The sequence below is a fragment of the Rhizobium ecuadorense genome (genome assembly GCF_001187535.1).
Lineage (GTDB): Bacteria > Pseudomonadota > Alphaproteobacteria > Rhizobiales > Rhizobiaceae > Rhizobium > Rhizobium ecuadorense.
This window is the reverse complement of record NZ_LFIO01001445.1, coordinates 1-24528: the sequence shown is the minus strand read 5'-3', so window position 1 is coordinate 24528 and position 24528 is coordinate 1. Positions and strand designations below refer to the sequence as shown.

Here is a 24528-nt window from a genome sequence, read left to right as displayed (position 1 = left end):
CCGAGGGCCGGCGAGCTTGTCGGTCGGCGATCACCTATTTCGACGTGTCGGCTTTGTTGGCGCGCGCCTGAATTTGCGCGCATCGGTCGATCAGTTGCTCGAACGGTTCGGAATCGCCGAGCAGCAGACCGTCGGCGACCATGCGCGCGTAGTCCTCACCGAGTGCGCGCAGACCTTCTCCGGAGGGTGTCAGAACCAGATTGCCGTTGACGGCTGCTGCGTAGTCGATGGGCGAGCGGTCGGCTGCCTTTTCCGCAAAGAACATGGATTTGTGTTTCGCCACGGCATTGGCAAGCTGCCGATCCGCGAATGCTTTGTCGGCGAAACCGGCATCATGCAGCCGAACGACATCATGCCAGTGGCGGGCAAACCGATCGCCGCGGAGGCGCTCCTGAAGACAGAAGACATGGATCGCTGTCGCCTTCTCCCAGAAAGTCCGCTCGGCGTGCATGACGCGGGGGCTCGCTTTCGGAAACTCGACACCATCGACCTGACCCGACGCGTCGCAGCCGACATCGCGGATACTGGCCGGCTCGCCGGTCGACCGTGCTCCGAATTCGAGCATGACGCTCGGGGCGACATAGCCTGATCCGCTGCTCACCGCTTCATAGTCGAGGTAGAGCGTATCGTCCTCGAGGCGGATTGCCGCCGGAAGAGATTGATTGCGCAACGCGCCGGCGATAGCTGGCTCCACCGAGTCCGCCACCCAGACCGGAAGCCGCTTTCGTACTTCGCTGGTCCAGCGTTTCTCCTCGCTGCGGGTCTTCGGCAGCGCCTCGTCATTGTCGCCGACCAAGTCCGGCGCCAGAGCGCGGATGTCGTAGGTCAGGTCGACATCCTCAGAGAACCTTTTGATGACCCCATAGGCTTTCGAGAGCGAGGTGCCGCCCTTGAAGACGAGATGCTCACCGAGCTTGGACGAAAAGAGCGTCTGCAGCGTCCAGACGACCCAGACATCCTTTTCTAGGAGATGAATGGGCCGTCCGGTGCGGTCGGCCGCCACGGCCAAGGCTTCGCGCCGGTCATCCTTTGACAAGGTCAGGAACAGATCAGCCATGCGCAGCCTTTCCCACGCTTCTTGCAAGCCAGGTCGGAAACTGCGGAGCCGCCGCCACCAGCTCGCCGAACTGGTCCGGCGGCAGCTTTCGCTTGATCCGCGATAGTGCTTCATCGGCCTTCTCCGGCCCAAGCCAGGCGAGCGCACGGACCGCCACGCCGGCGGGCCGATCGGCCAAGGCCAGTTGCCAGCGAGGCACATGCCTGAGCTCGACCGTCTGCTGTCCAAGGTTCATCGTCCGGCTGCGGCCGGATGTCAGGTAGACGGAGCGGACCGGGACCTGGGTGGTCAGGCCGAGGGCATTCGCCGCGGCGGCGCCGTTTGAGACGATGACCTCGCCGCGTTGCTGCGCCACTGCCTCCACCGCCTGTTCAACTGTCGGCGGCCTGCTGCCAAAACGGCTTTTGACGGGCCGCATATAGATGCCACGGCCGGCCCGGACGAGCTCGCCGCGCTCGGCCAGTCGCGAAAGAGCCTGGTCCAGGGCGGCGCGATTTCCGAGATGCAGAAAGCTCTTTGCCGAAAGCGCGGATCCTTCCGGCAGTCGCTCGGCATGGCCCATGATTTGTGACGTCAGCTTTTGCATGGCATTTCTCCTGTCAGAAACATATGCGAGTTTCTGACAGTTTGCAACGGAAGGAGAAGGGCAGGGGAGCCGAACCGCGCTGACCAAAATTTATATCGAAATATTGGTCAGTAGCCCGCTTGTCGCTCCCCCCAGCGCTACTCACCAGGCGTCAAACACTTCCACCATCGCATCGCTGATGGCCTTGCCGAGCGCGGCTGCAGTGTTCGCCAGCGCCTCCTCGTCCATATCGCGAGCGGCCATCGCAAACGCAGCTCCCTCGGACGTTACGATTTCCCGTGCCCGCTCGATTGCCCACAGGGCGAAGTCGCTACGGCTGCTGATTTCCACGGTTTCCATGTTGTCTCCTGATTTTTGTTCGGGAACGGCTTATACCGATTTGTCGGACAATGTGGTCTGGAGAGTTCGTCCTATGCCCGGAAACGAGTGACCCAGCAGTTCGATTGCTTCTTGAGCGCATCCCTATGGGAGCGTGCTTCTATTGCGCGGCACCTTGTCTCCACTTCGCTCTGACCAGGCACTGCTCCACAGAGCCCCGAAGCGGGTTTCTAGGCCTGGTGTCTAGAGTGAACGGGCGCGCATGGCTGCTTGTCGCCGCGGCCTCTATGGGCGGTCAGTAATCGGCCCCAAATTAGTCATTCCAGCAGCCCAAGTTTCTAGCTCGCCTAAAGAATCTATTGCACAGGGAATTTGGAATAACAGGGTCGTTGGTTCTAATCTCTTCAAGGCGGAGACGAGGACACTCGACCCAGATGCAACATGTTCTGAGTATCCGAGCCGAGCATCTCATTCGATCTTACGCGGCTTCCCAAACCTGATTGAGAATCTTGGCGGCCAGTGCGGCCTTGTCTTGTGGAAGGAAGCGGCCGTAATGCTGTTGCACGACGTCGGGCGTGTCCTGAATTGCGTAGCTCGCCTGTTCGTAGGATCCGGTCTGCTTCAGAATATGCGTCGCAAGAATGTCCCGCAGGTTATGGGGTCCATGCGGCAACAAGCCTTTGATGGCACCTCGCCCAGTGTAAGGGTTGTAAATTCCATATCGTTGGATGATGGTCCTCCAGGCCTCATAGAACGTGGTCGAGTTGTAAGCTGCGTCGGTGCTGGTGGTCTTCACCGTTTTGACGAACAGGGTTCCGGGGTCTTTGGCGCCGCCAAGAAGGACACCACGATGACGGTCGATATAGGCATCGAGATATTCGTAGAGGTCGAGGAGGTCCGGCAGTATCAGCCGAAACGGTTTCTGTCCGAAGAAGGATGAACCGGAATTTTTAAATGCGACCGACGGGATAAGGACCTCCCACCCCTGGTCGCGATCACTCCAGCGCAGCTCGCCGCATTTCAAATCCTCCAGCCGGCGTTCTGACGTCGGATAGTGTCCACGGGGGCAGACACGAAGTTGGCGAAGGTTCTTTTGCCTGAGCCCAAGGTGCAGGCCCAGGCGAAGCAATAGGAATGATCTAACGGCTTCGGCGGCCGGTCGGGGATATCTGTTCTCATCCGGCATACGTTTCACAATCTCGTCCGTGATCTTGCGATATTCCGCCAGCGGGCTGTCCGCTTCAAGTACACACATGATCGGTTCAAATGGATCGCGATGCACGCGCATCACTCGCTGGATCTCCTTGGAACGGTTAGCGGCATGTCGGTGAAACGCATCGCAGGCGCCATGCCAATCGCGAGCCGCGAAATCGATTTCTTCCTGCTCAACCAAGCCCGCGATAGGCCGGACATTTCGGAGCAGCTCCGGATGCTGCCGGATCCAGCCGACGTCCGCGCGGGATAGGGCTTGGGCGACCATCAGCATGTCTTCTTCCCACTTGGTGTAGAAGCCACGTCGCTGTTCCCGCCACTGCAGATACCAGTCCCAAACACCGGGGAAGACGAGAAGGCCGAAGCTCAACTGGCTGACTGGCACGCCGAAACCCTTCACGACACCGTTTGGCGAGGCAGCAAGCGCACCAAACATCAAGCCGAGGTGCTCAATCTTCTGGGAGGCCGTTTCTTCACCCCAGACGCCGTTCCGTTGGAACCCAATCGCCGTGAGCGTCGAAGTCTTGAAGCGGATGAGATCAGCCATTTCCATGGCAAGTCTCGGCGGTGCGTCGACAACGCCGGAGAGCAGATCAGGATCATCAAGTTCTGCGGCAACGTTCTGATTGGCGCCGGCCGCCGAGGCCAACGATCGAGAGGAAAGAAAGCTGCTGCCATAGGTGACGCCGGGAAAGCGGATGGCATATCGCTGCTTGCTGGCCGCCGCCTGATAGCGGCGATATTCCGTAGAGCCGGAAATGACCACCCGGCGCACCCAGTCGAGAATCTCCTCGCGCTTGGTAAAGGGCAGGCTATTGAAGTCTTGGGGCAGGTGCAATGAAATCCGTCGACGCTCAGCTGGGCTGATGTCCCCGAGATCGTGACCATAGAGCGAGCGCGCCTGATGCGGCAGTTTCTCTTTGAAATATCCCTCTGAAAGTCGATAGCGTCGCTCGATACGGCGGAGGATATTGAAACTGGCAACAGATCGGGGCACGCGCTCTCCCTGGATCCAGGATAGCAGTGTCTTATTGTCGAAGGACTCATTCAGATGAACAACGGCGCGGTAAAGCTGCCAATAGGTGTCGCCGAACCGACGCATATGATAGACCAATGCATCCTGAAAGCTCGCCGGGTCCTCGGTCGCGTCGAACAGTGGTTCTGGGAATGGGCTGATCGGTGTTGGAGCCGGCCCACGTGGCACCGATTCATATGGGGCAGCAATGCCATCGGCCGTCGCACGTTGAGGCTTTCTGATTGAAGTCGCGGAGGCTGCCTTTTTGGCGGGCGCCATTTTGTCCGGGCGAGCGGTCGGCTTTGGTGGCCGTTGTTCTTCGGCTGCTGGCGGTCCGTCTAGCCATCGGATGATTGCATCGAGGCATGGCTGAAGCTGCTTTTTCAGTTCTACTGTCAGCTCGGCTTCGACACCACAGGCTTGGCCTATCGCCGTCCAGTCGAGTTGGCCACTCCGGAGCGGGGGCGATTTCCGATAGATGATTAAGCTCATCAGGAAGGGCTGGATGTTTTCCAGCACCCGTTTAGATGTGATCGGCGCGATACGCAGTTCGCAGAATTGGGATATTTTTCGCTGAAAATGACATGATGAAAGATCGTGTTTGGGCATGCTCATTCCGTTTCTCTCGGCAACAGTGCCGAAGGCGAGCGGAAATATGAGGCGAACTTTAACAAAGCATGTTGTCGGGCGCGCCACTTCTAGTGGCACCCGTTCATCGTATTAGACGCCAATGTCGCCTGGATCAAAGCCCAAGAGCTCAACGTCGGCGCGTTAATTAAGCGCGCTTATCTAAGTCTGTCGATTAATTAAATGAAATGCGTCTTGTTTAAATAAGAGGCGCGACTGATATTGGATTATGTCTGATTCCCAATCCAAAAACCGCCTGGGTCGCTTCGTCGAGACGGTCGCCGCCAGTGAAACAGTACGCGCGTTCGTACCTCCACCATTGCCGCCCGAGCCGGCGATTGATGTGCTTTCATTGTTGGAGCGCCTCAGCTTGGCTGAACGCGCGCTCGGACGCCTGGACGGTATCACAATGCTGCTGCCGCGCCAGGAGCTGTTCCTCTATATGTATGTGAGAAAGGAAGCCGTTCTTTCCTCGCAGATTGAAGGGACACAATCCACGCTTTCCGATCTCTTGCGGTATGAGACGGAAGCTCAATCCGGGCAGCCGGTTGACGATATCCGTGAGGTATCCAACTATGTTGACGCCATGATGTATGGTTTGGAACGACTGGAAACGCTGCCCATGTCGTTGCGTCTGATCCGTGAGATGCACGCGAGGCTCCTACACAGTGGGCGGGGAGGCACCAAGGATCCTGGAGAGTTCCGCCGCTCGCAAAATTGGATTGGTGGAACGCGCCCCGGTAACGCACTCTTTGTACCGCCACCCGTCACTGAAATGGCCGGTTGCCTGGATGCGTTCGAGCGCTTCATGCATGACGACCAATCGCGGTTGCCGGCGCTAATCAAAGCTGGCCTGCTGCATGTGCAGTTTGAAACGATCCATCCGTTTCTCGATGGCAATGGTCGGATCGGCCGTCTGCTTGTAACACTGTATCTTTGCATAAACGGGGTTTTACGAAAGCCACTGCTCTATCTCAGCCTCTATCTGAAGTCCCATCGGAGAGAATATTATCGATTGTTGCAAGAGGTCCGTGAGCACGGAAACTGGGAAGGCTGGCTAGACTTTTTCTTGGCTGGCGTTGCCGACACTGCCAATCAAGCGTTTGAGGCTGCGACCCAGATCGTCGATCTTTTCAAGGAAGATCGGGAGCGGATCACGATGGAGAGCGATAGAGCAGGGTCTGCCCTTCGTATTCACGAGCTATTCCAGCAGAATCCTTTCCACACCGCGAACCAGATTGTACAGATCACGGGTCTTTCCGCGCCAACGGTCAATGCCGCACTTGCTGATCTGGAGCGTTTGGGCATCGTTGATGAGGTGACCGGCCGCAAGCGTGGCCGCGTGTTCAGCTACCGACGATATCTTGCAATTCTGAGCGAAGGCACAGATCCTTTGCCTCTCAGTCCGTGAGAAGTAAGTGAGCCTCAGGTTCGATCTTCATCAAGAGCAATTTGATACTATCCTTCCGTTCCCATTCGCGTTTTGATCTCTTCCACAAGTCTCGCTGTTGCCGGTTCGAGCACGCCCTTCGAGCGGGTGACGAGGCGTAGGGAAGGGATTGGAAAATAGCGCTCCGCCAGCGGCAGCCAGACAAGGGCACCGCGATCTATCTCGGCACTTATGTCGAACGGGTTGAGGAACGTGATGCAGTTGCCGCTCATTGCAAATTGCTTGATGACTTCAATCGAGTCGGTTTCGACTGTCGGTTGAAGTGGGATGTCTGCGGTGGCGAAGGCGTGGTCCATAACGCTTCTGATTGCCATCGAATCCGTCCCGGTGACGATCGGATGATGGATGCAGTCTGACAGCCGGAGCCCGTCCTTTCGGGTAAGCGGGTGGCCCGGCGCGACGACAGCGCCGATATCAACCTCGATCGACTGGAGGACACGCAGACCGGGGTTCGGCAGAATGTTGTAGCCGAGCCCGATGTCACTCTCGCCCGATAATACCCGCGCTGCGATCATTTCAGGTGAAGGCTGGATTTCGACGCGCACAAGCATGCGGCTATGCTGTCGGATAAAATCGCATGCGACGGTCAGAAGCGGGCCGTAGATCAGTCCCCCCATTGTCGATAGCCTGATGGTCCCCCGCCCCATGCCTTTCAGGGCAGCGATGCGGCCCATCGTCGATCGGTAGTCGCGTTCGACCGCCTGGGCATGAGCGACCAGAACCTCCCCCGCGGCCGTTAGCCTGAGTTTGCGGGGGAGACGCTCGAATAATGGCATTCCCACCTCTTCTTCCAAAGACAGGATCTGCCGGTTGAGTGCGGAGGAGGAAATATTGAGGTTTTCGGCAGCCTTCCGCATCGATCCGAAGCGCGAGACCTGTTCCAGGAACCGCAGGGTCTTCCGATTCATGGGCCACCTTTCATTTGTGCTGCAAGAAACGGGACAGATAGCTGCAAGAATGACGCTTTGGACGGGACATTAATTGCGTTACGGTTTCCCCACAATACCGGCAGAGGGGAATAAAAATGCCATTCAAATACATCCGTACCGCCAGCTCGGGGCTGGCTTCAGCAACCCTTGTTCTTGCTTTAGGTGCGGCTGCACCCGCCGATGCAGCCGAGAAAATCCGCTTTGGCCTCGGCTGGTTGCCCGAGGCTGAGCACTGCGGCTTCTTTCAGGCAAAGGCGACCGGGCTTTACGAAAAGGCCGGTCTGGACGTCGATCTCATCGCGGGCGGACCGGGCGTCAATACCGCAATGTTGGTCGCTGGTGGCGAGCAGGACCTTGGCATGGGGTCGAGCTTCACCACGCTCAACATGGTCAAACAAGGCATACCAGGCGTTACCGTAGCGGCCTTTTTTCAGAAAGACCCTCAGACACTTGTAGCGCATGCAGGGCAGGGCATTTCCAAACTCGAGGACGTCAAGGGGCGACCCGTCATGGTGGCCGATTTCGCGCGTGGGGAATTCTGGCAGTTCCTCAAATCGCGCTTCGGTTTTACCGACGACCAGCTGCGCCCTTACACCTATAGCTCTGCCGTGTTCGTCGCAGACAAGACTGCGATCCAGCAGGGTTATGTCACTGCCGACGCTCACTATCTCGGCGGCCAGCTCGATCAGCCGCCCGTCATCATGTTGCTCGCCGACGAAGGCTATCTCAACTATGCGACGACGGTTTTCGGCATGAGTAGCTATATCGAAAGCCATCCCGAGGTGGTCAGGGCTTTTTTGGCGACTACGGCTGAAGGTTGGAAAAGCTGCATGACGGGCGATTATACGCCTGCCATGAAGCTCGCGACATCGATCAACACCGATCCCGCCTATGGCGAAGGGCTCTGGAAGGCATCGATCACCGAAATGCGGATGCGCCACATCGTCGCCGGTGAGAAGGGCGAGGGGATCGGCATGATGAGTGAGGCGCGCTGGGCGGGATTTTTTGCCGACATGGTGAAGGCCGGAGTCTATCCCGCGGATCTCGACTTCCGCAAGGCCTATACGCTCGACTACCTGCCGATGGTCAAGTGACCGCCGTGCATGGGTATCCGGATAAGCAGGTGAACGTGGACGCCGATCCACTGCATTTGTCCGCGGTTGCACAGGCGGCGCTTGTCCGCGAAGGGCGCCTGACGGCAGAAACCCTCGTGAGGCGGACGATCGAGCGTGCGCAGGAGACGGCAAGCCGCCTCAACGCCATCGTTGTTCCTCGTTACGATCGCGCCGTGGACGAGGCGCGCAACATCGATGCAGCTGTCGCCCGAGGGGTGGATCCCGGTCCGCTCTGCGGTGTGCCGATGACACTGAAGGATGGGATAGCCAGCGCAGGGGACCGGCAGACACTGGGCTCGCGATCGATGGCCGATGTGGTAGCTGAGCGCGATGACCTTGTCTGGACGCGGCTGAAGTCAGCCGGCGCCATCCTGATCGGCAAGACCGCAACGCCGGAGTTCTATCACGAAGTCACGACCACTTCGGATCTTCATGGGGTCACGCGTAATCCCTGGGCGCTCGACCGCACTCCCGGTGGATCGAGCGGCGGGGCGGCGGCGGCACTTGCAGCCGGGATCGGGTCGGTCGCCGTCGGATCGGACGGTGGCGGATCCCTTCGCTGCCCGGCAGCCTGCACCGGCATTCTGGCATTGAAGCCGACAGTCGGACGCATCCCGCACGAGAACTTTCCCGACACCTTTGGAAACTACTCGTCGATCGGGCCGATGGCGCGTTGTGTCGAAGATCTCGAAATGATGTTTGCAATCATGGCTGGCCCGGCGGATCGAGATGCACTGTCGCTGCTGGCGAGTATCGATAACCAGGCGCCGGGGCATGCCGATCTCATAGGGACTTCGGTGGGATGGCTGGCGCAACCAGGAGGCTATCCCGTCGACAGGGAAATCCAGGACATCTGCTGTTTCGCTCTCCAGACCCTGAAACGGGATGGCGCAAGCTCCTGGCCTGATCTTGATCCGAAGCTTCTCGATGGCGCGCATGACATCTACCGTGTCATCAGTGCGGTCGGTCATGCGGGGCGACTGCGCCAACTCGGTTCCAAGTCAAGGGCCTTATGGGGCGACACCTTCCGCGAGATCGTCGATCTCGGTATGTCCTATAGCGCCGCAGATCTGGCGATCGCGCAGGATGGGCGTACCGTCCTGTTCCGTCGCGTGCAGCATGCGTTCCGGACTGTCGATGTCATTGCCATGCCGACATTAACACGCTCGCCGGGACCTGCGGAACAATCCTGCCCTGTCCATGGTGAGGATTACGCCGCGTGGGCGGCAGCTCTTTATCCATTCAACCTGACTGGTCATCCTGCCATATCGGTTCCGTGTGGCTTCACGTCCGCCGGGCTGCCGGTCGGTATCCAGTTCGTTGGTCGTTGGCACGAGGAATGGCGCCTGTTCGATATCGCGGCCGGATTGCCGCAAACGATGAGGAGGCCGCAGCTTTGACCACATTTCCGGAGGATCACGATCCTGTTGCACCCGCGTCCCTTGCCGTTGCCAGCAACAGCGTGACCTCGCCGCGCCTGTTACTCGATCGTCTATCACCGATGATTGCCGGGCTGGTTTTCCTTGCCCTCTGGGAAGCATGGGTCCGTTGGCGCGGCATACCCCCATATGTGTTGCCCGCGCCTAGCGTCATCTTCCTGTCGCTGTGGATCAACTTGGGTAGCCTGCTGCGTGCACTTGGCAACACCGCGCTGGTGACCTTGGTGGCCTTCACCCTCGCCATGATCAGCGGTATCGCTCTCGGCATCCTGATCGCGCTTTACCGGCCGATTGAAAGGATCGTTTGGCCCTATGCAGTGGCGCTTCAGGTCACGCCGATCATAGCGATCGCGCCGCTTGTAATCATCTGGGTCGGCCTGTCGAGAGTCTGGCTCGCTTTGCTGATCCTGTCTTGGCTTGTCGCCTTCTTCCCCATTCTGTCAGCCACAGTGGTGGGGATAAAATCGGTCGATCGTGGCCTCCAGAACGTCTTCACGCTTTATCGAGCAAGCCGCTGGCAGCGCCTCGTCCGACTGCAGCTTCCTGCCGCCCTACCATTCATAATGTCTGGCGCGCGGATATCCTCCGGTCTTTCCGTCATCGGAGCCGTGGTAGCCGAATTCGTGGCAGGCAGCGGAACGTCGACCGGGCTTGCCTGGATGATCGTGCAAAGTAGCACCATGCTTGATGTCCCCCGGATGTTCGCCGCGCTCTTCATGCTTGCCGCGTTCGGTATCGTGCTCTGGTACTGCATGACCAGACTGTCCTCCTTCCTTCTTGGCCACTGGCACGAAAGCGAGCTGAAAAATGATTGATGTGCCCCAGGCAAGTGATGGGACGGCGATCGCTGCACGGCTTAAGGGACTGACGAAGCGGTATCCGAATGGCACCGTGGCGATCGACAGGTTGGACCTCACGGTTCACAAGGGCGAGTTCGTCAGCCTTCTCGGCCCCTCGGGCTGTGGCAAGTCGACGGCTCTCTACATTCTGGCTGGTCTTGCGACCGCAACAGCAGGAGGCGTTGAACTGGCGGGGCACCGTCAACGGGATGGCTTTGGCAACTCAGTCGCTTTTGTGTTTCAGGAGCCGAGCCTGATGCCCTGGGCGACCGTAACCGAGAACGTCGCATTGCCATTGGCGTTGAATGGCCCCGCGGCCACCGCGGCTTCCGACGTCCATCGCAGTCTCGCCATGGTCGGGCTGGAGGGGTTCGCGGATGCGTATCCAAGAGAGTTGTCGGGGGGCATGAAGATGCGCGTCTCGATCGCCCGGGCTCTGGTGACAAAGCCAGAGGTGCTTCTGCTTGATGAACCTTTTGGCGCGCTCGACGAAATCACCCGCACAAAGTTGCATGATGATCTTCTCAAGATCTGGGCAGAGACAGGCTGTACTGTGATCATGGTGACCCATAGCATCACCGAGAGTGTCTATCTTTCCGATCGCGTCGTAGTGATGGCGTCCCGGCCGGGGCGCGTCAGCGGATCAGTCAGTATCGGTGAGCCTCATCCTAGAACAAAGGCCTTTCGCCTAAGTTCCTCATTCGCAACGGCCGCTGAACAGGTTTCCTTACTTTTAGACGAGGTGGCTTCTGAACCGGCCATTTGATCAGTCGAGGCAGCTTTCCGCGCCCTAAGTTTCGTGGGGGTCTTTCAGATAACAGAGAGTGTCAGCTACGTGGAGTTCGGAGGTGGCAGAGGCAATGTTGGCGTTTGGCTATTGTAAGCTGTTCGGTTGCGGCCGCCACAAGACCGGTCAAGATTACAAGCGCTTAGCGCGCATGAGGCACGCTGGGGGTTCGAATCCTGTTCAAGGCGGAGGACGCCAGAGACACAACCGAATAGAGCGGCTTCATGCTTTTCGGGAAGCCGCCTCCTGCTGTGGCCCCGAAATACGAGCAGCTTGGATGGAAAGGCAACCTTACAGTCATTCTTGGTCGCCGTCTTCATGAGGATCGGCAATCGGTGATGCAGGACATACGCTACAGGGTTCGGAAATAGCCCGTACTTGGCTGCGTATCCAGATGGCAGGCGATGCTAGTCCAAGTCCCATCGGCAACCAGGTTCTCGAGATGTGCGGCATGCTTTGCCTGACTTTCCCAAACCTCTACAAGTGTGAACCGGCAGGGATCTTCGAGGTCCTGCATAACAGAGACACCTCGGCAACCGGATATCTTTGGAAGGTCAACCTTGACTGCTTCCATGATATTCTGGAAGGCGGAAAGACTTGCGGTCAAAGCCTTGAACTGCACGATAACGTTGACTGACATTTTGGCATCCGTGTTTGAATTGAACATAGCAATTCTACTACGGTCGGGAGGACCAACTCGCACAGACCTGTTCCTGCCAAAAGAGTACCCGATCCTGCGATTGCGCCTTTGCGCTAGGGTTTGTTGGCCTGCGAGAAAAGTGCCTGCATGTTCTGGACATAGGCGCGCGGAGGAACGCCAAAGAACTCTCTGAATTCCCTCGAGAAATGAGCGTCACTGGCATAGCCTGCTTCCTCCGCCGCTCTGGAAACGGTAGCAGCCGTATTCAGCAGCAGCAGGCGTGCCTGTTCGAGGCGAACCTGTGCGCGATAGCGCATAGGTGACACTCCGAAACACGAGCGAAACCGATGGGCAAAATGCGACGGGCTCATTGCGACTTCCGCGGCGATATCTGCGACGGTCAGCGGCGAGTTGGCCCCTTCTTCGATGAAGCGCATAGCTCTGACAAGTTTCACGTCCTCGCTCGTGATGGACGTTCGAAGAACACCGGCAGCCTCTGAGCGCAGCAACCTGTAGCAAATCTCGCTCAGGCAGGAAGGTGTCAACATCCGACAGTCGATCGGGTCATCGAGCGCACGGATCAACCGCAGCAGCGGAGTGGCAAGATCCGGTGTCAGGAAATCGCAAAACGCGGGCAACATCCTGCCTACTTTCGGCGGCGAATATCCGGTCTCAGCAAATTCGATCAGCGTCTTAGCCACCAGTTCGGGCGGCAACTGCAGTTTGAGCGCAACGTAAGGCACGTCCTCGGACCCATGCACGACGGCATCATAAGGCCGCTCGCCGTGCAGGACTAGAAATCGACTTTCGTCGTTAACGAGACGGTTGTTCTCGACTGAGACCGCCTTTGTGCCAGATGCAGCGATCGCCAGTGACGTGCCGGTGTTTCGTCCCCGATAATAAGGAGCCGACTGGCTGAACTTGACGACCCACACCTTGGGCAGTGGGGTGAGCGTTACGCCTTCACCTTTCGCCAGATTGCGTACTGCCTGTAGGCACGCATCAACGTCTGGCTGGGCAGGAGGAACTAAGGCATGAGTTGTCGATTGCACTGGGAAATTCCTGAGGCCTTTTGCGAACCAGGATCGCGCTGGCTGTATAAGTTGGATCAAAGGCCTTTTACAGTCGGGAAATTCGGGATTGCCGAGGAATATAAAAACAAAACACAGGCATTGAGCTAAAAACAACGATACTTTGCAGCGGGATCAAAAAAATCGGAAGCAACGAAATTCGAGACCACGGGCAGCCAGTCATCGTTGATTTTGGTGCTGCGATCCTCAATCCGGTACACATAGTAACGACAAGGGCTTACGGCGTGACAAACCGAAGCCAAGCGGATGCAAGACTGGTCGAGCTTTATAAGTTTCGTAGATCCGGCGCCGAGGTCCGATGAACGCCAAAAACCACCTCGGGACACAAGAGGTGCGCCGGCGCCAAACCCGAATGGCGAGCCTTGGATGCCCTTGGCACGAGCAGGAGGCCTAGCCGTCGTCCGGAAGCTCAGTAGCCTCTGAGATCACGTTCCAAAGTGTGGTGTCGCAAGACAGGCTTTCAAAATCGGCCAAGGCGCGAAGCTGTTGAAAAAAGGCTTCGGAATTGCGCCGATTTGCCCATTGCAAGCAATCCATGAACTTAACTTTACGTTCGTGATCACTCATCGGCGCTTCGAGCGATCCTTTCGCATGCAGCCGAGACTTGCTCAAAATGCGCCCATCGCGGGTCGTGACCGTGACGACGTGCGGGAGGCGCTCGACGCCTCTCTCCTCTTCGGCGGAATAGGACTGCATTTCGATGCAGGGCATGAATTCCCGGATTTCTGGCCGCTCGATCTGATGCCGCGTAAAATCCGAAAGGCTGAGAGAACCCTTGAGGAACGCTGTCGCCAAGCAATATTGCATCGAGAAGCGAGCCTGCATCTCGTCGGTGGGCTCGGGATAAGCCAAGTTGCGGACAGCGGATATGCCGACTTTCGTCTCGATCCCGGCAATATCATCAGCCAAAAGCCCGTGCTCCTGCTTCAGATCCAGAAGCGCGTCGATCGCGCGATGGGTCGAGGCGCAGCAGGGATGACGCTTGGTCACCACGCCGCGGCTTTCGATGATATGCTCCTCCGCAAATGTCAGGCCTTCCCAGCCCTTTGCATCATCGCCCCCGAAAAGATCGAGGAAGCCTTGCGGCCGTTCGAGGATATCCGGCCGCCCGCTCATGCCCGCCAGCGCCATGCGCGCCGCATCCACGGCGTTGCGTGCTGCAATGCCGGCATGAAGCGGTTTGGCGCTGGTGCCGAATTGCCCTTTCGGGCCGCAGGCAAAGCTCGTCGCCAGGCTCATCGCCGCGGCCAGGCACTCTTCGTCGGCGCCGAGAAGCCGTGCCACGCCAGCCGCCGCCCCGATGCTGCCGACCGTCGCCGTCGCGTGCCAGCCCCTATTGTAGTGCGAGGGATTGACGCCGAAGCCGACCGCCGCCTGCGCTTCCAGCCCGGCCAGGTAGGCCTCGAGGAACCGTCTCCCGCTCGTCACCTTGCCGCGCGTCAGAACCGCCAGCAGCGCCGGCACCAGTACTGCGGAAGCATGCGCCCTCGCCGGATGGAAATTGTCATCGAAATCGAGCGCATGCGCCGCCGTCGCGTTGATGAGTGCGGCAAGCGAGGGCGAGGCCAAGCCGCCGGTGATGAGCCGCGCTTGCCCGCCGCCGGCGATTTCCCCGTCGAAAGCGCGGGTGAGCGCGGCGACGCTTTCATCTCTCCTGCCGGCAATCATGCAGCCGATGGTGTCCACCACAGCATCGCTTGCCCGGTCGATGGCGAGGGTTGAGAACGTCGTTCGCGACAGGAGCTGTTGCGCGATCGTCCGGAGAATGGTGACCATTGACGAAAGTCTTTCGGTGAGTTTGGTTCTCAGCGAAAATGTTCAACTTTCCTGAGCTCCGCAATCTTATGCGGTTTGCGGGTAGAGCTATCGATATTGGGGATAGAATGGCGCGAGACACGAGTGCGGCGATCAGCCTGAAGCATATCGAGGCCTATGACGCCATCGCTGCAACGGGCTCGACGATCGCCGCTTCGGTCGAGCTTGGGATCTCACAATCGAACGCCAGTCGTTTGCTGCAGCAACTGGAAGACTATCTCGGCGTTCGGCTTTTCGATCGGGAAAAGAACCGCCTTCAACCGACCCGCGAGGGGTTGCAGCTCGGCCCGGAAATCCGCGCCATTTCCGACCGGCTGCGCGCCTTGAAAACGGCAGCGATGGAGCTTGAGAGCGGTCGATCGCGCGAGATCATGCTGCGGCTCGCCTTTCCCGCCAGCCTTTCCTCGACGCGCATTCCGAAGCTTGTGAAGAAGTTTCTCGCAGAAAATGGCCCGATGCGCGTCGAAGTCGCGTCCGGCAGCTATCTCGCAATCGAACGGATGGTGGCCGACGGCGAGGCCGATCTCGGTTTCGCGCGTCTGCCGCTGATGAGCCCGGGATTGAAACAGGAGAAGATCCTGTCGTCGCGGATCATTTGCGTGCTGCACAACGATCATCTCAAAGCCGGCAGCCGGCAATTGTCGGTCGCCGATCTGAAAGGGCAGGATCTGATCATGCTGAACAGGGAGCGCCCGGTTCGCCATGAGCTGGAGGCGTTGTTCTACAAGGCCGGCATCCGTCAACGCCCCCTGCTCGAAGCGCATTCGGTGGCGAGCGCCTGCGCGCTGGCCGCCCAAGGACTTGGCATTGCGCTGGTCGGCGAGATCATCGCCCGCGAATATGCGACGCTGCCGCTGCAGTTCATTCCGCTCGAACCCGAGCTGCCGGTTGCCTACGCGCTGATCAGCGGCGAGAAATTTCCGATGCCGAAGGCCGCCTGCCTTTTCCTGCAAAGCATTTCGGACTGGGCACAATGACGGCGCCGGAACCGTTCCGAGGGATCGCAAACGCATGAATATCAAACAACTGGAAGTCCTGCGCACGCTTCTGGCGACGGGGTCGACGATTGCCACGGCAAAGACGATGGGTCTCAGCCAGTCCGGCGTCAGCCGCCTCCTGCAGCAGCTCGAAGCGGATCTTTCGATGTCGCTTTTCGTGCGCGACAAAGGCCGTCTCGTTCCCACCCCGGAGGCGCTGCTTCTCGCCCGCGATGCCGAAAACATCTTGCTGGCGGTCGATCGGATGTCGGGCCACGCGGAGGACTTACGAAGCGGCGCCGCCGGCCCGGAGATCGTCCGCATTGGCCTGCCGAGCAGCATGTGGGAGCATTTCGCGCCGGCGATGCTGGCCGATTACATCAGCGATTTCCCCGGTGTGCGGATCGAAACCTTCTTCGAGACGACGGTGGCGATCAACAAGCTCGTCGAGCAGAGGGTGATCGACTTCGGCTTTCTGCGCATGGAGGGCGAGAGCGGACCGGGCATCGAGGTCGAGCGCGTCGCTACCGGCGAAAGCGTCTGCGTCGTTCCGAAGGATCATCCTCTTGCGAAGCTGGAGGAAATCACCGTCAAGAATTTGCGCGACGTGCCGCTCATTCTGATCGGCCGCCAACGGCCGAACCGCATGGCGCTCGACCAGACGTTTCGGCGAGCCGGCATCAAGCAGATCGTCAAGATCGAGACGCATACCAACAGCTCCGCCTGTTCCTACGTCGCCCATGGCCTTGGGGTGACGATCATCAGCAGCTTTTATGCGAATCTCTATCGTCACCTGCCGGTGGTTCACCGTCCCTTCGTGCCGCGCGCGACCCAGGAATTCGGATTGGCGAGGGCGGTCGGGACGCCGCTCTCGATTGCCGCCCACGCTCTGAGTGATGCCTTGAAGCGACAGATCCGGCTTTCACAAAAAGACGTTTAAAATCCGATATTTAATCTGGTCATTTAAGCCGAAACAGTCGCTCAGGTTGCTCTCTTATTCCGCATAGACTTATGACGGAATCGCATAATATTGCGGATATTTTTTCATTCGATCATAGTCTGCAGCAACGAAACCGATGGCGCCGGGCACTGACCGTCGCCCATCGCGGGGAACAAAAATGCTGAAATTCGTTCTAAACCGCCTGCTGATGGCCTTGCCGACGATCGTCCTGGTTTCGGTGACCGTCTTCACGCTGATCCGCTTCATACCCGGCGATCCGGCGGCACTGATGCTGGGCGATATGGCTGAGCCGGAGCAGATCGCGGCGATGCGCTCGGAACTCGGCCTCGACAAATCGCTGCCGCAACAGTTCCTGATCTGGACCGCCAATGTCGTCCAGGGGGACTTCGGCCGCTCGATCGTCAACGGCGAGGCGGTTCTGCCGCTCGTCGCCTCGCGCTTTCTGGTCAGCGCCGAAATCGTGGTCGTCGCCGTCCTTCTGGCAAGCCTCATCGCCGTGCCGGCCGGCGTCATCGCCGCCTGGCGGCAAAACAGTCTGACGGATCTGGCGCTGGTCGGCACGGCGACCATCCTGCTGTCGATCCCGACATTCTGGCTCGGTCTGCTGCTGCTGCTTTTCTTTGGCTTGCAGCTCGGCTGGCTACCGGTGCTGGGCTATGTCTCGATCGGCAGCAACGTCATCGGCGGCCTGCTCTACCTGGTGCTGCCGATCATGACCCTGGTCATTCATGAAATGGGTGTGTTGATCCGCATGGCACGCGCCTCGACGCTGGAAGTGCTGCGTCTCGACTATATCACCCACGCCCGGGCCAAGGGGCTTTCCGAAAGCGCCGTCCTCTGGCGGCACGCCTTCAAGAATGCTTTCGGCCCGACCTGGACTGTCATCGGCCTGATCCTCGGCAACCTGCTCGGCGGCATCGCCGTCATCGAGACGGTCTTCACCATTCCGGGGCTGGGACGGCTGATGGTCGACAGTATTTTTGCCCGCGATTACCCCGTCATCCAGGCGTGTCTGCTGTTCGTCTCGCTTTCCTATGTGCTGGTCAATTTGGTCGTCGACCTGCTCTATCCCTTGTTCGATCCGCGGGTGGTCGCCGAATGAAAAACGTCACTTTCAACGGCTTCATCGGCAGCATTCTGATTGCCGCACTGCTGATCTCCGCTGCGATCGGCCTCTTCTGGACCCCCTATGATCCGATGAAGCTCGGCTTCACGGCACGGCTGGCGGCGCCAAGCAGCGCCCACTGGCTCGGAACCGACGAATTCGGCCGCGACGTTCTCAGCCGCCTGATCGTCGGCGCCCGGGCAAGTGTCTGGATCGGCACCTTGACGGTCACATTCGCGACGGTCTGCGGCACGCTGATCGGTCTCGTCAGCGGTTACGCCCGCGGCTGGATCGATGCCGTCATCATGGCCGTCAACAATGCGCTTCTCGCCTTTCCGGGCATTCTTCTGGCGCTTGGATTGCTCGCCGTCTTCGGCGCCAACCAATATGGCATCATCTTCGCGCTGGGCATTGCCTATTCTCCGTCGATGGCCCGCGTTGTCCGGGGTGCCGTCCTGTCTCTGCGCGAGCGGGAATTCATCGAGGCCTCGAAGGTGATGGGCAATGGCGAGCTCTACACGATGTTCCGCCATATCCTCCCCAATTGCGTCGCCCCGATCACCGTGCTTGCGACCTCGATGTTCGGCTGGGCGATCCTTTCGGAAAGCGCCCTCAGCTTTCTCGGTCTCGGCGTTCCGCCACCGGCACCGACCTGGGGCAACATGCTGGCCGCCGGTCGGCCATTCATCGAGCAGGCGGTCTGGCTGGGTCTGTTCCCGGGCCTGGCGATCGCCCTGACGCTCCTCGGGATCAATCTTCTGGGCGACGCTCTTCGGGACAAACTCGATCCGCGGATGAGGGGGCTGAAATGACCAATGAAACGCTTTTGAATGTCCGCAACCTGTCGCTTCAGGTCACTGGGACCGGTGTGCAGGTCGTCAAGAACGTCAGCTTCGACATTGCCCCAGGCGAAATCTTCGGCATCGTCGGAGAAAGCGGATCGGGCAAGACGCTGGCAACACGCGCGCTGATCTCGCTGCTGCCGGCGCCGATCAAGGTGATCGGCGGCTCCGTAGCCTACAAGGGACGCGACGTGCTTTCGATGAACGGCACGCAACTGCGCCAATTGCGGGGCGCGGAAATCGGTGTGGTCTTCCAGGAGCCGATGACTTCGCTCAATCCCTCGATGACCGTCGGCCGCCAACTCGAAGAAGGGTTGCGGCTGCATACAAAACTTTCACAGGAAGAACGGCGCAGCCGGATCCTCGACATGCTGAACCGGGTCGGAATCCGCGATCCCGCCGGGGCGCTCACGTCCTATCCGCATGAATTCTCCGGCGGCATGCGCCAGCGCATCATGCTGGCATCGGTCATGTTGCTGAAACCGGCGCTTTTGATCGCCGACGAGCCGACGACCGCGCTCGACGCGGTGATCCAGCGCGACGTCATGGAATTGATGGTGGAACTGACACAGGCGGAAGGCACCGCCGTGCTGCTGATCAGTCACGACCTGCCGATGGTTGCCCGCTACACCAACCGCATCGTCGTAATGGAAAAGGGCGTGATCGTCGAAGAAGGAGGCACCGCCGATCTGCTCGACGCACCCAAGCGTCCCTATACGAAGAAACTGCTTTCCTCCCTGCCGTTCCGTGGAGAGAGGCGGACGATCGACAAGACCAAGGCGCCGATGGTCTCGGCGCGCGATATCGTCGTCGACTATGCGGGCCGGCGGTCGCTGATGAAGAAGGCAACGCCGAAGCGGGCGTTGCATGGCGTCAGCATCGATATCCACGAGGGCGAGGTCGTGGCGCTTGTGGGTGGTTCCGGCTCCGGCAAGACCACGCTCGGCCGCACCATTGCCGGACTGGTCCGGGAGAGCGAAGGCGATATCCGGTTCAAGGGACGCAGCCGCGACGATGATTGGATGGACTATCGGCTGAATTGCCAGATGGTGTTTCAGGACCCCTATTCCTCGCTCAATCCGCGCATGACCATCGTAGCACTCGTTGAAGAAGCGCTGCGGCTCGTTCCCGATCTCGACGCCGCGGCAAAGCGCAAGCGCGCCCTGGAGACGCTTGAAGAAGTCGGGCTTGGGGCCGACTATGCGGAGCGCTACCCGCATGAGCTTTCGGGCGGCCAGCGTCAGCGCGTGGCGATCGCCCGAGCCATTGCGCGCCGGCCGAAATTCCTGATTGCCGACGAGCCGGTCTCGGCGCTCGACGTGACGGTCAGGGCGCAGGTGCTCGAACTCCTGTCCGATCTGCAAAAACGCTACGGCTTTTCCTGCCTGTTCATCAGCCACGATCTCGGCGTGGTCGAACAGGTGGCCGATCGCGTCGTCGTCATGCAGGACGGCCGGATCATCGAGGAGGGCGACCGCGACACGATTTTCGACAGCCCGAAGGAGGCCTATACACAACGGCTTCTCTCGGCCATCCCCGCTCTGGACCACAATGCTCAGGGCGGCGTGATCCTCAAATGGCGCCTGGAGAACTGACATGACGACGATTGAATTTGGAAAGCTTGCGGAGCGATTGAACGCGATCTGCGATGCGCAGCCGTTCGTGACGCGCTTCATGGTGCGTGCGCTTTCAAGCGGCGAAACGATCGGCAGGGGCGCGGACGAGGAAACCCCTTCCGCCAGCACCCGAAAGACCTCGATCATGATGGCAGCTCTGAAGGCCGCCCATGAAGGCCGCCTGGATCTCGACGAACGGATCACCTACGAAAAACGTTTCGCCGAGGAAGTGGCGAGCGGGATGTTCCGCTATCTCAGCCCGGGAATCGTCATATCGCTGCGCGACGCCATCACCGGCATGATGGTGCTGAGCGACAATGTCTGCACCAAGATGGTCTTCGAAAGACTAACGCTCGAAGAAGTCGACAGCTATTGCAAGTCGATCGGCATGACCGGAACCAACCATCGCTTCCTGATCCCGCCCTTGGCGCTGTCGCCCGATCATTCATTGAAAGCGGTCACCACGACGACGGCGAAGGATCAGGTCTATCTGCTGCAGACCATCCTGGATGCGCAGGATTCGCCGGAAGCAGCCGACCGGCTCGGCTGCTCGCAGGCGCTCAGCGCCTACGCGCTTCAAACCCTGAAGAACCAGATCCTGCGCTATGCCATTCCTTCCCGGCTACCGTTCGGTGTGCTCGTCGCCCATAAGGGCGGCACGGGAAAGCGCGGCCGCATGAATGCCGGTATTGTCTATCGCGACGGGTCCCCCTTCTACATCATCGCCGCCTATACCGACGACGTGCCGCAGGAAATGCCGGACGGCACCCCCGGCTACACGGTCGCGCTTGAAACCATCGGCAGGCTTTCGCGCGCCTGCTGGGATGAATTCCAATCCTGACGATCCATAAAAGAGGGTAGAACAATGCATAAGCTTCTTCTTGCAGGCACCATGTTGATGGCGATGACCGGCGTGGTCGACGCCCGCGATATCGTCGTGGCTCAAAGTTCCGATCTGCGCAGCAACAATCCAGGTGTCAATCGCGACGGCAATACCGATGGTGTCATCCTGCATATCGTCGAAGGGCTGGTCGGCTATGCCAACAATGGCGAGGTCAAGCCGCTGCTGGCAAAGAGCTTCGACGTCTCGGCGGATGGACTGACCTACAGCTTCAAACTGCGTGACGACGTCAAATTCCACAACGGCAAGACATTGACCGCCGATGACGTCGTGTGGAACTGGAACCGCTATCTCAAGCCTGAAACGAAATGGACCTGCCTTCCTGACTTCGACGGCAGCGGCACCGTGCATGTTACGGGGGTCAAGGCAGTCGATCCTTCCACTGTCACCATCACGCTGGAAAAGCCATCAGCGGTTTTCCTTGGCCTGCTGTCGCGCCCCGAATGCGGTTACACCGGGATGATTTCGCCGGATTCGGTCGGCGCGGAAGGAAGCTTCATCAAGCCGATCGGCACCGGTCCCTTCAAATGGGATGAATGGAAGAAGGGCGAATATATCCGTCTCGCCAAGTTCGACGATTATGTCTCGCCGGAGAATGACGGCAAGCCCGACGGCATGGTCGGCTCCAAGCGCCCTCTCGTCGACGGCATCAAGTTCATGGTCATTCCCGATGCTTCGACCGTGAAAGCCGGCCTTCAATCCGGCGTGCTCGATACCGCGGAGATTTCGCCGGATCTCATTCCCGAATTCAAGACGAGCGACACGATGCAATTGATCGTGGCCCGCAACAACGGCAAAAACCTCTTCTACATCCAGACGCGCGACAAGGTTCTGGGCAATCCCGGCGTGCGCCGCGCCATGGCGATGGCACTCGATCTCGACCAGCTCGTCGAGGCCGCCTCCAATGGCACCGGCGCCGCCAACGGTTCGATGGTTTCGCAAGATTCGCTGTATTTCGACGATGTCCAGAAGGAGCGTCTGCCCTACGACATCGAGGCCGCGAAGAAAGAGCTTGCGACGGCCGGCTATAAGGGCGAGCCGATTACCATCATCGCCAACAAGCGCAGTAACGTGCCAAGCTTCCCCGCCGCGGTGATGGCGCAGGCCATGATGCAGCAGGCAGGTCTCAATGTGCAGATCGAGGTGCTCGACTATGCGACGCAGGTCGATCGCCGCCGATCCGGCAACTACCAGATCATCTCGCAATCGGTCGCGCCGCGGCTCGATCCGGCGCTGATGTACGGCTTCTATGTCGGCAACAAGGACAAGAACGCTTCCTTGATGTGGGATGATCCGAAGGCCGTCGAGTTGATGAAGGCCGCCTATGCGGAGCCCGACCGGACGAAGCGTCAGGCGATCTTCGACGAGTTTCACACGCTGATGCTCAAGGAAATGCCGGGCATCTTCCTCTATGACATGGTCGATGTCTGGGGCGCGACCAGGAAGCTGAAGGGTCAGCCCGTCTGGCAATCGAATGCTCGTCTTTGGGAAGTTTCGCTCGACAATTGAGCCTGCCGCGCTCGGCGGGTCGGGCGCCGTATCCGCTTCGACAATCAACAGGAGATCCGGCGGGCAGTTCCGCCGGGTCCGGTGCAACACGTCCCTGTGGCGGCCGGACAGACAGCGAGGAAATGCCATGAATCTTGACGCGATCAGCTCCATTGCCGCGACGATCGAAAAGATGAAGCCGGATTATATCGCGCTCAGCGACAGTATCTGGGATTTCGCGGAACTGAAATTCGAGGAGCGGCGCTCGTCGCAATTGCTGGCAAGGACACTCGAGGAAAACGGCTTTGCCGTGCGCCGCGGCGTCGCAGACATGGAAACGGCCTTCATCGGCGAAGCCGGCAGCGGCAAGCCGGTGATTGCCTTCCTCGGCGAATTCGATGCCCTGGCCGGAATGAGCCAGACCGCCGACGTCGCCGAGCCTTGTCCCGAAGCGGCGGGAGCAACCGGTCACGGCTGCGGGCACAATCTGCTTGGCGTCGGTTCGCTGATGGCGGCGGTTGCGCTTGCCCGCCACCTCAAGGAGAACAACCTGCCCGGAACGGTACGCTATTACGGCTGCCCGGGAGAGGAGGGCGGTTCCGGCAAGACCTTCATGGTTCGTGCCGGCGCATTCGACGACGTCGATGCCGCTCTGACCTGGCATCCGGCCCCGTTCAACGGGGTTCGTTCGACGAACAACCTTGCCGTTCTCGAATATTATTATCGCTTCAGAGGGGTGGCGGCCCATGCTGCCAACAGCGCGCATCTCGGCCGTTCGGCGCTCGATGCCGTCGAACTGATGAATGTCGGCGTCAATTTCCTGCGGGAACACATGCCGCAGGATTGCCGCGTTCACTACGCTATCACCGACACAGGCGGCAGGGCCGCCAATGTCGTGCAGGCCAGCGCCGAGGTTCTCTATCTGATCCGGGCGCCTGACATGCCGCAGGCGCTCGAGCTTGCCGGGCGCGTCGAGAAAGTTGCGCGCGGTGCCGCGATGATGACCGAAACCGAGGTCGAGATCGTGTTCGACACCGCCTCGACGAACCTTCTTCCCAACATCACGCTTGAGACGGCAATGCACGAGAACATGGTCGCGCTCGGGCCGATCGCTTTCGACGAGGCCGACATCACTTTCGCCCGGAAAATCCAGAATACCTTCACTGAGGAAGCGATCAGGAGCAGCCTCCGCCTCTACCAGATCAAGGGCGACGTGTTCTCCAACGCCAAGGTCGATGGCTCGACGCCCTTGCACACCGGTCTGCGCGATTTCGAAGGACAATCGCATTTCCGGGCCGGATCGACCGATGTCGGCGACGTCAGCTGGGTGACGCCAACCGCGCAATGCTGGACGCCGGCCTGGGCGATCGGCACCAATCCCCATACATGGCAGGTCGTCGCACAGGGAAAAAGCCCCGCCGCGCACAAAGCCATGGCGCATGCCGCCAAGACACTTGCGACAACGGGTCTCGCATTAGTGTCGTCATCCGACCTCCTGGCGGCCGCGAAGGCCGAGTGGCGAGAAAAGACCAGCGGCAAGGCCTATGTGTGCCCGATCCCGGAGAATGTGATGCCCGCAACGGTTCACAGCAGTTAGCTCCCGCCTTCGCCCACTGGGACAGCGACCCGCATCGTACCCGCTTGCAGCATCCCATGAAAAAGCACTAGGACGAATCGACATTCATCTGAGCCAGATCATCGCTGCGACGAGATATACG

Annotated in this window: 21 protein-coding genes; 13 read left to right on the top strand and 8 right to left on the bottom strand. The window is 59.5% G+C overall.

Going from position 1 to position 24528, the window contains the following annotated elements:
* Window positions 1–34: 34 nt before the first annotated feature.
* The 4 genes from AF337_RS30150 to AF337_RS30135 form a co-directional block, all read right to left on the bottom strand.
* Window positions 35–1057 (bottom strand): nucleotidyl transferase AbiEii/AbiGii toxin family protein, encoded by a 1023-nt coding sequence (locus AF337_RS30150; protein ID WP_049735041.1) that lies wholly within the window; start codon window positions 1055–1057, stop codon window positions 35–37.
* A complete protein-coding gene (locus tag AF337_RS30145) occupies window positions 1050–1643 on the bottom strand; it encodes a DUF6088 family protein (protein ID WP_049735040.1) in 594 nt (197 codons plus the stop codon). Before AF337_RS30145 ends, AF337_RS30150 begins: the two co-directional genes overlap by 8 nt.
* 141 nt (window positions 1644–1784) lie before the next feature.
* The gene (locus AF337_RS30140) at window positions 1785–1982 is read right to left on the bottom strand and encodes a hypothetical protein (RefSeq protein ID WP_049735039.1); all 198 of its coding nucleotides are present in this window, start codon (window positions 1980–1982) and stop codon (window positions 1785–1787) included.
* A 457-nt stretch (window positions 1983–2439) separates the two neighbouring features.
* Window positions 2440–4803 (bottom strand): hypothetical protein, encoded by a 2364-nt coding sequence (locus AF337_RS30135; RefSeq protein WP_049735038.1) that lies wholly within the window; start codon window positions 4801–4803, stop codon window positions 2440–2442.
* Between the two features lie 241 nt (window positions 4804–5044).
* Between AF337_RS30135 and AF337_RS30130 the strand changes: the two genes are divergently transcribed.
* The gene (locus AF337_RS30130) at window positions 5045–6226 is read left to right on the top strand and encodes a Fic family protein (protein WP_049735037.1); all 1182 of its coding nucleotides are present in this window, start codon (window positions 5045–5047) and stop codon (window positions 6224–6226) included.
* A 47-nt stretch (window positions 6227–6273) separates the two neighbouring features.
* Here the strand turns inward: AF337_RS30130 and AF337_RS30125 are convergent, their stop codons facing one another.
* A complete protein-coding gene (locus tag AF337_RS30125) occupies window positions 6274–7173 on the bottom strand; it encodes a LysR family transcriptional regulator (protein WP_049735036.1) in 900 nt (299 codons plus the stop codon).
* Window positions 7174–7289: 116 nt separating this feature from the next.
* Here AF337_RS30125 and AF337_RS30120 point away from each other — a divergent pair, with 116 nt between their 5' ends.
* Genes AF337_RS30120 through AF337_RS30105 form a run of 4 tightly spaced genes read left to right on the top strand, consistent with a single transcriptional unit; the run spans window position 7290 to window position 11353 of the window.
* A complete protein-coding gene (locus AF337_RS30120) occupies window positions 7290–8288 on the top strand; it encodes an ABC transporter substrate-binding protein (RefSeq protein ID WP_049735035.1) in 999 nt (332 codons plus the stop codon).
* Window positions 8285–9709: an amidase gene (locus tag AF337_RS30115; protein WP_244471341.1), complete on the top strand. Its 1425-nt coding sequence runs from the start codon at window positions 8285–8287 to the stop codon at window positions 9707–9709. Before AF337_RS30120 ends, AF337_RS30115 begins: the two co-directional genes overlap by 4 nt.
* Window positions 9706–10563, top strand: coding sequence for an ABC transporter permease (locus AF337_RS30110; protein WP_342028459.1), 858 nt, complete (start codon window positions 9706–9708; stop codon window positions 10561–10563). Before AF337_RS30115 ends, AF337_RS30110 begins: the two co-directional genes overlap by 4 nt.
* Complete coding sequence (locus tag AF337_RS30105) at window positions 10556–11353, top strand: ABC transporter ATP-binding protein (RefSeq protein WP_049735034.1); 798 nt, start codon at window positions 10556–10558, stop codon at window positions 11351–11353. Before AF337_RS30110 ends, AF337_RS30105 begins: the two co-directional genes overlap by 8 nt.
* A gap of 373 nt (window positions 11354–11726) precedes the next feature.
* On the opposite strand, the gene AF337_RS41060 is transcribed toward AF337_RS30105, so the two are convergent.
* From AF337_RS41060 to AF337_RS30090, 3 genes are all read right to left on the bottom strand, one after another.
* Window positions 11727–12014, bottom strand: coding sequence for a putative quinol monooxygenase (locus tag AF337_RS41060; RefSeq protein WP_160320383.1), 288 nt, complete (start codon window positions 12012–12014; stop codon window positions 11727–11729).
* Window positions 12015–12127: 113 nt separating this feature from the next.
* Complete coding sequence (locus tag AF337_RS30095) at window positions 12128–13066, bottom strand: AraC family transcriptional regulator (RefSeq protein ID WP_160320382.1); 939 nt, start codon at window positions 13064–13066, stop codon at window positions 12128–12130.
* 429 nt (window positions 13067–13495) lie between these two features.
* Window positions 13496–14881, bottom strand: a complete 1386-nt coding sequence (locus AF337_RS30090; RefSeq protein WP_049735031.1) for an MmgE/PrpD family protein — start codon at window positions 14879–14881, stop codon at window positions 13496–13498.
* A 38-nt stretch (window positions 14882–14919) separates the two neighbouring features.
* On the opposite strand from AF337_RS30090, the gene AF337_RS30085 reads away from it, so the two are divergent.
* From AF337_RS30085 to AF337_RS30050, 8 genes are all read left to right on the top strand, one after another.
* Entirely contained in the window at window positions 14920–15897 is a 978-nt protein-coding gene (locus tag AF337_RS30085; RefSeq protein ID WP_193393675.1) for a LysR family transcriptional regulator, read from the top strand.
* Between the two features lie 34 nt (window positions 15898–15931).
* Window positions 15932–16837 carry a LysR family transcriptional regulator gene (locus AF337_RS30080; protein ID WP_049735029.1) on the top strand — a complete coding sequence of 302 codons (906 nt, stop codon included), beginning with the start codon at window positions 15932–15934 and terminating at the stop codon, window positions 16835–16837.
* A gap of 178 nt (window positions 16838–17015) precedes the next feature.
* Window positions 17016–17960: an ABC transporter permease gene (locus AF337_RS30075; protein WP_049735028.1), complete on the top strand. Its 945-nt coding sequence runs from the start codon at window positions 17016–17018 to the stop codon at window positions 17958–17960.
* Complete coding sequence (locus AF337_RS30070; RefSeq protein WP_007812730.1) at window positions 17957–18775, top strand: ABC transporter permease; 819 nt, start codon at window positions 17957–17959, stop codon at window positions 18773–18775. The genes AF337_RS30075 and AF337_RS30070 overlap by 4 nt, the downstream gene beginning before the upstream one ends.
* Window positions 18772–20400, top strand: coding sequence for an ABC transporter ATP-binding protein (locus AF337_RS30065; RefSeq protein ID WP_049735027.1), 1629 nt, complete (start codon window positions 18772–18774; stop codon window positions 20398–20400). Before AF337_RS30070 ends, AF337_RS30065 begins: the two co-directional genes overlap by 4 nt.
* Window position 20401: 1 nt before the next feature.
* Window positions 20402–21262: a serine hydrolase gene (locus tag AF337_RS30060; protein WP_049735026.1), complete on the top strand. Its 861-nt coding sequence runs from the start codon at window positions 20402–20404 to the stop codon at window positions 21260–21262.
* A 24-nt stretch (window positions 21263–21286) separates the two neighbouring features.
* Window positions 21287–22831, top strand: coding sequence for an ABC transporter substrate-binding protein (locus AF337_RS30055; protein WP_049735025.1), 1545 nt, complete (start codon window positions 21287–21289; stop codon window positions 22829–22831).
* 127 nt (window positions 22832–22958) lie between these two features.
* Window positions 22959–24407: a M20 family metallopeptidase gene (locus tag AF337_RS30050; protein ID WP_049735024.1), complete on the top strand. Its 1449-nt coding sequence runs from the start codon at window positions 22959–22961 to the stop codon at window positions 24405–24407.
* Window positions 24408–24528: the final 121 nt, after the last annotated feature.